The 6855-nt window shown below is 68.2% G+C and carries 6 protein-coding genes and 1 pseudogene; 6 read left to right on the forward strand and 1 reads right to left on the reverse strand.

What is annotated here, in order from left to right:
• From WA805_RS29945 to hpaD, 4 genes and pseudogenes are all read left to right on the forward strand, one after another.
• A pseudogene (locus WA805_RS29945) lies at positions 1–737 on the forward strand (fumarylacetoacetate hydrolase family protein); the annotation flags it as partial.
• On the forward strand, positions 727–1692 hold the full coding sequence (dapA, locus tag WA805_RS29950; protein WP_424563054.1) for a 4-hydroxy-tetrahydrodipicolinate synthase: 966 nt from the start codon (positions 727–729) through the stop codon (positions 1690–1692). The pseudogene WA805_RS29945 and the gene dapA, both read left to right, overlap by 11 nt.
• Positions 1689–3170, forward strand: coding sequence for a 5-carboxymethyl-2-hydroxymuconate semialdehyde dehydrogenase (hpaE, locus tag WA805_RS29955; RefSeq protein WP_422271754.1), 1482 nt, complete (start codon positions 1689–1691; stop codon positions 3168–3170). Before dapA ends, hpaE begins: the two co-directional genes overlap by 4 nt.
• A gap of 2 nt (positions 3171–3172) precedes the next feature.
• On the forward strand, positions 3173–4186 hold the full coding sequence (gene hpaD, locus WA805_RS29960) for a 3,4-dihydroxyphenylacetate 2,3-dioxygenase (RefSeq protein WP_425244003.1): 1014 nt from the start codon (positions 3173–3175) through the stop codon (positions 4184–4186).
• Positions 4187–4194: 8 nt separating this feature from the next.
• Here the strand turns inward: hpaD and WA805_RS29965 are convergent, their stop codons facing one another.
• A complete protein-coding gene (locus WA805_RS29965) occupies positions 4195–4770 on the reverse strand; it encodes a hypothetical protein (protein ID WP_425244004.1) in 576 nt (191 codons plus the stop codon).
• A gap of 238 nt (positions 4771–5008) precedes the next feature.
• Here WA805_RS29965 and WA805_RS29970 point away from each other — a divergent pair, with 238 nt between their 5' ends.
• Together WA805_RS29970 and WA805_RS29975 are read left to right on the forward strand one after the other, a co-directional pair.
• Positions 5009–5809 (forward strand): hypothetical protein, encoded by an 801-nt coding sequence (locus WA805_RS29970; protein ID WP_425238990.1) that lies wholly within the window; start codon positions 5009–5011, stop codon positions 5807–5809.
• Complete coding sequence (locus WA805_RS29975; RefSeq protein ID WP_425238989.1) at positions 5806–6315, forward strand: PH domain-containing protein; 510 nt, start codon at positions 5806–5808, stop codon at positions 6313–6315. Before WA805_RS29970 ends, WA805_RS29975 begins: the two co-directional genes overlap by 4 nt.
• Positions 6316–6855: the final 540 nt, after the last annotated feature.

Here is a 6855-nt window from a genome sequence, read left to right on the forward strand (position 1 = left end):
GTCCCACCGACTCCCCCGCCGAGCTGCTCGCGGCCGTCGGCGCGGTCGCGACCGCCACGCTCGCCGCGCAGCTGCGCAAGCGCGGCTACAACTCCGTCACCCTGGACCGGCTGCACACCACCCGGCCGGCCGCGAAGATGGCCGGATTCGCCAGGACGCTGCGCTACGTGCCGTTCCGCGAGGACCTGTTCGCCGAATACGGGGGGACACTGAGCGGCGGCGGGATGAACGCCCAGAAGCGGGCCGTCGAGCAGGTCAGGCCCGGCGAGATCCTGGTCATCGAGGCGCGCGGCGACCCGACCGCGGGAACCGTCGGCGACATCCTCGGGCTCCGCGCGCAGATCAGGGGCGCCAAGGGCATCATCACCGACGGCGCGATCCGCGACAGCGAAGCCTTGAAGAACCTCGACATCCCTGTTTATTTCGCCGCCGTCCATCCGGCGGTTCTCGGCAGACGCCACGTCCCCTGGGAAACCAACACCACGATCGCCTGCGCCGGAGTCGCCGTGCAGCCGGGAGACATCATCGCCGGCGACGCGGACGGCGTCGTCGTGGTGCCGCGCCACCTGGCCATGGACGTCGCGCGCGACGCCGCGGAACAGGAGCTGCAAGAGCAGTTCATCGCCGAGATGGTCGCCAAGGGGCAGTCCGTCGACGGGCTGTACCCGATCGGGAAGAAGTGGCAGGCTGCGTACCAGGCCTGGCTGGGAGAGAGGAGCCCCGAACGTGAAATTTAGGAACGCTCCCGCCCAGATCCGGGGTTCCATCGCTCCGGTCGTCTCGCCGTTCACCGCCGACGGCGCGCCCGACCTCGACGGGCTGCGCGCGCTGATCCGCTGGCAGCTCGAGTCCGGGTCGCACGGCATCTCCCTCGGCGGGTCCACCGGCGAGCCGTCGGCGCAGACGACGACGGAACGCGCGACAGCGATCAGGGCGGCTGCCGAAGAGATCAATGACCGGGTGCCCTTCGTCCCTGGGACTGGGTCGGCCAAGCTCGACGAGACGCTGGAGCTGACCGCGGCCGCGGCCGACGCGGGCGCGGACGCGGTGCTGATCATCACGCCGTACTACGCGCGGCCCACCCAGGAGGGCCTGTTCGCCTGGTACAGCGCGGTCGCGAGCGAGTTCCCCGGACTGCCGGTCATCGCCTACAACGTGCCATCCCGCACCGCCGTCGACATCGCGCCGGAAACCGTCGCGCGATTGCGGCGCAAGCACCACAACATCGTCGGGGTCAAGGAGACCACCAGGGACTTCGAGCACTTCTCCCGGGTGCTGCACGTGGCCGGCCGCGACACCCTCGTCTGGTCCGGGATCGAGCTGCTCTGCCTGCCACTGCTCGCCCTCGGGGGGGCCGGCTTCGTCAGTGCAACGGCCAACCTGGCGCCGGGCGCGGTGGCGCGGATGTACGAGCACTGGGAAGCGGGCGAATTCGACAAGGCACGCGAGCTGCACTTCGGTTTGCATCCGGTTACCGACGTCATCTTCACCGAGACGAACCCGGCGGCGGCCAAGTGGGTGCTCGCCCAGGCCGGTCTCATCGGGTCGGGCTACGTGCGGCCACCGCTTGTTCCGCTCACGGAGCCGGGTCAGGCGAAGGTCCGCGAGCTGCTCCGGCAGGGGCTGCCCGTGCTCGACGGGCCGGTGGGACGGTTCGCAGACGGCCGCGTACGTTCGGGAGAAGAACGATGAGCAACCCCGTGCTTCCGGAAAAGATCCTGCACTACATCGGCGGGAAGCACCTCCCCAGCGTGGACGGGGCGACGTTCGAGGTCGCGGAGCCGGTGACCAACCGGGTGTACGCGCAGGTGGCGGCCGGCGGCCCCGAGGACGTGGACCGGGCGGTCGAGGCGGCGACGGCGGCGTTCGAGACCGGGCCCTGGCCGGCGATGACGGCGCGGGCGCGGGCCCGGGTGCTGAACCGGATCGCCGACGCCATCGAGGCGCGCGGCGAGCAGATCGCCGCCATGGAGACGTTCGACACCGGGCTGCCGGTCACCCAGGCCCGCGGGCAGGCGGCGCGGGCCGCGGAGAACTTCCGGTTCTTCGCGGACATGGCGGTGACCCTGCATGAGGACGCTTTTAGTTCGCCTGCCCAGCTGGGATACGTCCTCCGCAAGCCCCGGGGCGTCGCCGGGCTGATCACGCCGTGGAACACGCCGTTCATGCTGGAGTCCTGGAAGCTCGCCCCGGCGCTGGCCGCCGGGTGCACCGTGGTGCTCAAGCCGGCGGAATGGACTCCGCTGTCCGCGTCGCTGCTCCCCGAGATCATGGCCGAGGCGGGCGTGCCGGACGGCGTGTTCAACATCGTGCACGGCATTGGCGAGGTCGCGGGGGCCGCGCTCGTCATGCACCCGGGCGCGCCGCTGATCTCGTTCACCGGCGAGACCACGACCGGGCAGACGATCATGCGGTCGGCGGCCACGTCGCTGAAGGGGCTGTCGATGGAGCTCGGCGGGAAGTCGCCGTGCGTCATCTTCGCCGACGCGGACTTGGACCTGGCGGTGGACAGCGCCCTGTTCGGGGTGTTCTCGCTGAACGGCGAGCGCTGCACGGCGGGGTCGAGGATTTTGGCGGAACGTACCGTGTATGACTCCCTGGTCTCCCGTCTCGGCGAGCGGGCCGAGCGGATCAAGGTGGGTGACCCGTCCGACCCCGCGACAGAGATCGGCGCGCTCGTGCACCCAGAGCACTACGACCGTGTCCTGTCCTACGTGCGGCTCGGCGTGCGCGAAGGGGCGCGACTGGTGACGGGCGGCTCACGACCAGCCGGACTGGGAGCAGGGAACTACCTCGCGGCGACGGTGTTCGCGGACGTGACGCCGTCGATGCGGATCTTCCAGGAGGAGATCTTCGGGCCGGTGGTGTGCGTGACGCCGTTCGATGATGAGGCCGAAGCGGTGGCGCTGGCCAACGACACCCGATACGGGCTGGCGGCCTATCTGTGGACCTGCGACCTGCGCCGCGCGCACCGGGTCGCCGCCGCGGTCGAGGCCGGGATGACCTGGGTGAACTCGCATAACGTGCGGGATTTGCGCACCCCGTTCGGCGGGGTGAAGGCGAGCGGGCTCGGGCGTGAGGGCGGTCAGCACTCGATCGATTTCTATACCGAGTCGAGGATCGTGCACGTGGCGCTCGGTGACACGCACGTGCCGCGGTTTGGAGCGTGACGATGGCTGATTCGCTGCCCCCTCCGGACATCGTGCGGTCGGCGTACGCGACGCTGGTCGTGACCGACCTCGCGGAAGCCCGGCGCTTCTGGGTCGACCTGCTCGGATTCGTCGTGACGTATGAGGACTCGTCTGCGTTGTACCTGCGGGGGTACGACGAGCTCACGCACCACAACCTGATCGTCAGGTCCGGACCGGAAGCCGCCGCCGGCGCGCTCGGGTACCGGGTGCGGTCGGATCGTGACCTGGCCAGGGCCGAGGCGTACTACGCGGCCCTGGGCTGCCGGACCGCACGGCTGCCGGCGGGCACGGTACGGGGCGTCGGAGAGGTCGTGCGGGTCGAGGACCCCCTCGGTTTTTTGGTGGAGTTCTTTGCCTGGTCCGCGCACCCGGAGCGGCTGCAGCAGCGGTACGACCTGCGGCGCGGGGCCGAGGTGGCGCGGCTTGACCACTTCAACATCTGCGTGCCCGACGTGCCGCGCGCCTACGAGTACTACGCCGGGCTCGGGTTCGGGCTGTCCGAGACCATCGAGGACAACCAGACCGTCTACGCCGCCTGGATGTACCGCAAGCAGACCGTGCACGACGTGGCGTTCACCGGCGGCGCCGGGCCGCGGCTGCACCACCTGGGCTTCTTCGCGCACGAGCCGCATTCGGTGCTGCGGATCTGCGACATCATCGGGTCGCTGTCGCTGGAATCGTGCATCGAGCGCGGGCCCGGGAGGCATGGTGTCTCCAACGCGTTTTATGTATACCTGCGCGACCCGGATGGGCACCGTCTCGAGATTTATACATCCGACTACTACACCGGCGACCCGGACCACCCGGTGCTGCGCTGGTCGGTGCTCGACCCGCGGCGCCGCGACTTCTGGGGCAACGCGGTGATCCCGTCCTGGTACTCAGAGGCGTCGCCGGTCCTGGACCTGGACGGCAAGCCGCAGCCGGTGTTCGAGCTGGCCCAGACCGCCGAGGTGACGGTGGGCGCCGACGGCTTCACGGCGCCTCCGTCGGAGTAGCCGCGCTTTCAGGTCTCGCGCAGGGCCTTGTCGACGCGATCGAGGCCGTCGTCCCAGGGCCGGGCAGGGACGACCGGCACGCCGCAGCGTCGAGCCCGCCTGGCCAGCTCCGCGCTGACCAGGGCACTGACCCGGGCGCGGTCGCGCTGCTGCCCGCTGGGCTCGCGTCGCAGGTAGTTAGCGGTGATCTGATCCTCGTCCTGCTCATCGAGCACCACCGCGCGCACCGCGGGACCTGCCTCCGCCGCCAGTTCAGGGAGAAGGTAATCGCCCTCGAAGACCACCGGCGCCGCGAACTCCACATGGTCGGCGATGACCGCCGCGTATGCGGGGCGAAGTGCGCCAGCCACCTCGAAATGCCGCGCGGCGATCCGCTCCCGCGCCCAGGACCTGAACTGAGGGTGCGTCGCCCAGAAATGGAGGATCGGCTGCTGCTCTGGGGTCGTGATCGCCTGCAAGGCCGTGACGATGTCGTCGGCTTCGGCGAGCGGGACACCGTAGCGTTCGGCCAGCGGCCGCGCCAGGCATGACTTGCATGTCCCGGACGCTCCGCACACCAAGGTCACGATCCAGGGGGCCCGCATGCGCCAGATCGTACAGTGAGCCGCCTCCGGCAGAATAGCCGCGCCGCACGCTAAGGTATTCAGCGCTTGATTGATTGACGCCAATTGCCTAACCGAGCGCGCACGTCGTCGGTATTATGCGGGGTGGTGGGCTGTTAGCGAGCGGCAGTGCCGTTCGTAATTTGTTGCGGGGTGTGACAATGTGCTGAGACGTATCCGGAGTTCGACCACGCTCGCTCTGCTCTTGTCGCCTGTCGGGGTGATTCTGCTCGCAGCGACCAGGCTAATGATTGTCTCCGACTATAATTCGAATACCGCCCTGGCTATTCTGCGCTCGGCTGGTTACGTCAATACCCTGCTCGGCAGCATCATTCCGCTTGTGCCGATCCTGATGCCGTGGATCGCGCTGCTGCTGTTGTGGCTTAACCAGGTGGTCGCCAGCCTGCTGGCATTCGCAGCCGCGCTGCTGATTTCCCCGGCGGCCCTGACCGGGAAGGCCTTCCTGTCGATCGCACAGCATGATTTGCAGGCCGCACACGGCGGGGGCTGGGACGTGCTGTCCTTTGTCCTGGCAGCAATCGCCGCTTTCTTGCTCCTCTTTGAACTGATTGGGTTCGGCATCAGGGCTAGCGCCCTCAGCGTCGGGCTGGCCGCGACGGTCGCCATCGTGCCGATCATGTTCCGGCTGTATCCCTTGCCGGCCAGCGATGTCTTTTACACGAACCTGCTTACCCAGCCGTGGCTGCCAGCGGAAACGATCACCCTCACCACGCATCAGAGCGTGACGGGATACGTGCTGGACAGCGACCAGGACTGGACCGAAGTGCTGCTAGCCGAGGACCGCACGGTGGTCCAGTACCACACGAGCCAGGTCTCCTCGCGCGCCATGTGCCAGATAGCCGTGGTCGCGTCGGAGCGACCGCTATTCCCCTTGATTAACACGCAGTCGAAGTTGCCGCTGTGCCCTCTGCCGCCCGCGCAGGGCTCCGGCGGCTCGCTTCACCCGCGTCAGGTGACCGGGACGGCGCCATGTCAGACGGCCGGGCGGCGGTGCGAATGAGAATCGTTGCCGACACGTCACTGCCGCCGATCGTGTCGAGATACCTGCTGTCGGACGAGCGGCAAGTCATTACCGTGCGAGTCCACCCGGCCCGGTTTATCCCGCCGCTGGTCACCACGCTGGGGGCGCTGTCGCTGGCCATCGCCCTCAGCCCAGTACTGCGGGGTGCGGCGGCAGTGGCGGCCTGGCTGATCACGCTGGTGCTCATCGGCAACCTGGCCTACACGGCCGTCGACTGGCTGTTCAGGTATCTGGTGATCACCTCGCGCAGGATTTTCCTAGTGAGCGGGTCCGGCATAACGCAGGAGTGGCAGTTGGCGGAGGTCAAGGACGTCCGGCTGACCCTGACCATCGGGGGCCGGCTGCTCGGGTACGGGACGCTCATCTTTGACTCAGGGCGCCTAGTGGTTGATTCCGTCCCGTATCCCCACCAGCTCTACCTGGAGATACTGGGGCTGCTCTACAAGGACCGGGATGCCGGCCACGATGCCGACCGCGAAGGCTGACTACATTAGGTTGAGGGGCCGGAGTCTACGGTGGCCGGGCCTGGCAAGACCTCAGCCGCGGCGCTGAGCATGATCACGAAGGAAAAATCTCCTATGCGCGCACTTTTCTTTCGTGATCATGAAATCAGCGGGCTCAGGCCGGCTGCCGCGCCCTCGCGGGTGAGGCGTCCCGGAGGGCCAGGGAAGGATTCAGCACTTCAAACACTGCAGGGCGAGAACGTCACAGCAAGAGTGGACACGGGGCAGGCCCTTTCCGTACCCCGCTCGGTATCGGAGGGGACGATGCAGGGACCTTGACCATTCAGGCCCTGTAGGAACGGCTGCCACCCTGTCTGGCTGGCGGCCGTCGGCGATGAGCGGGATGCCCGCTGAACGTCTCAATAGATAGTCCGTACCGCTAGTTACCTGGAGGAAGCCATGGCGGGTGAGGTGGTCAGCGGATATGCCCCGGTCGACGGGGTTGACGTGTACTGGGAGAGCCGGGGCAGCGGGGGGACGCCGCTGCTGATGGTGCACGGCGGGTACGGGACGACCGCGGTA

The organism is Trebonia sp. (assembly GCF_049794275.1).
In the GTDB taxonomy this organism is placed as follows: Bacteria; Actinomycetota; Actinomycetes; order Streptosporangiales; family Streptosporangiaceae; genus Trebonia.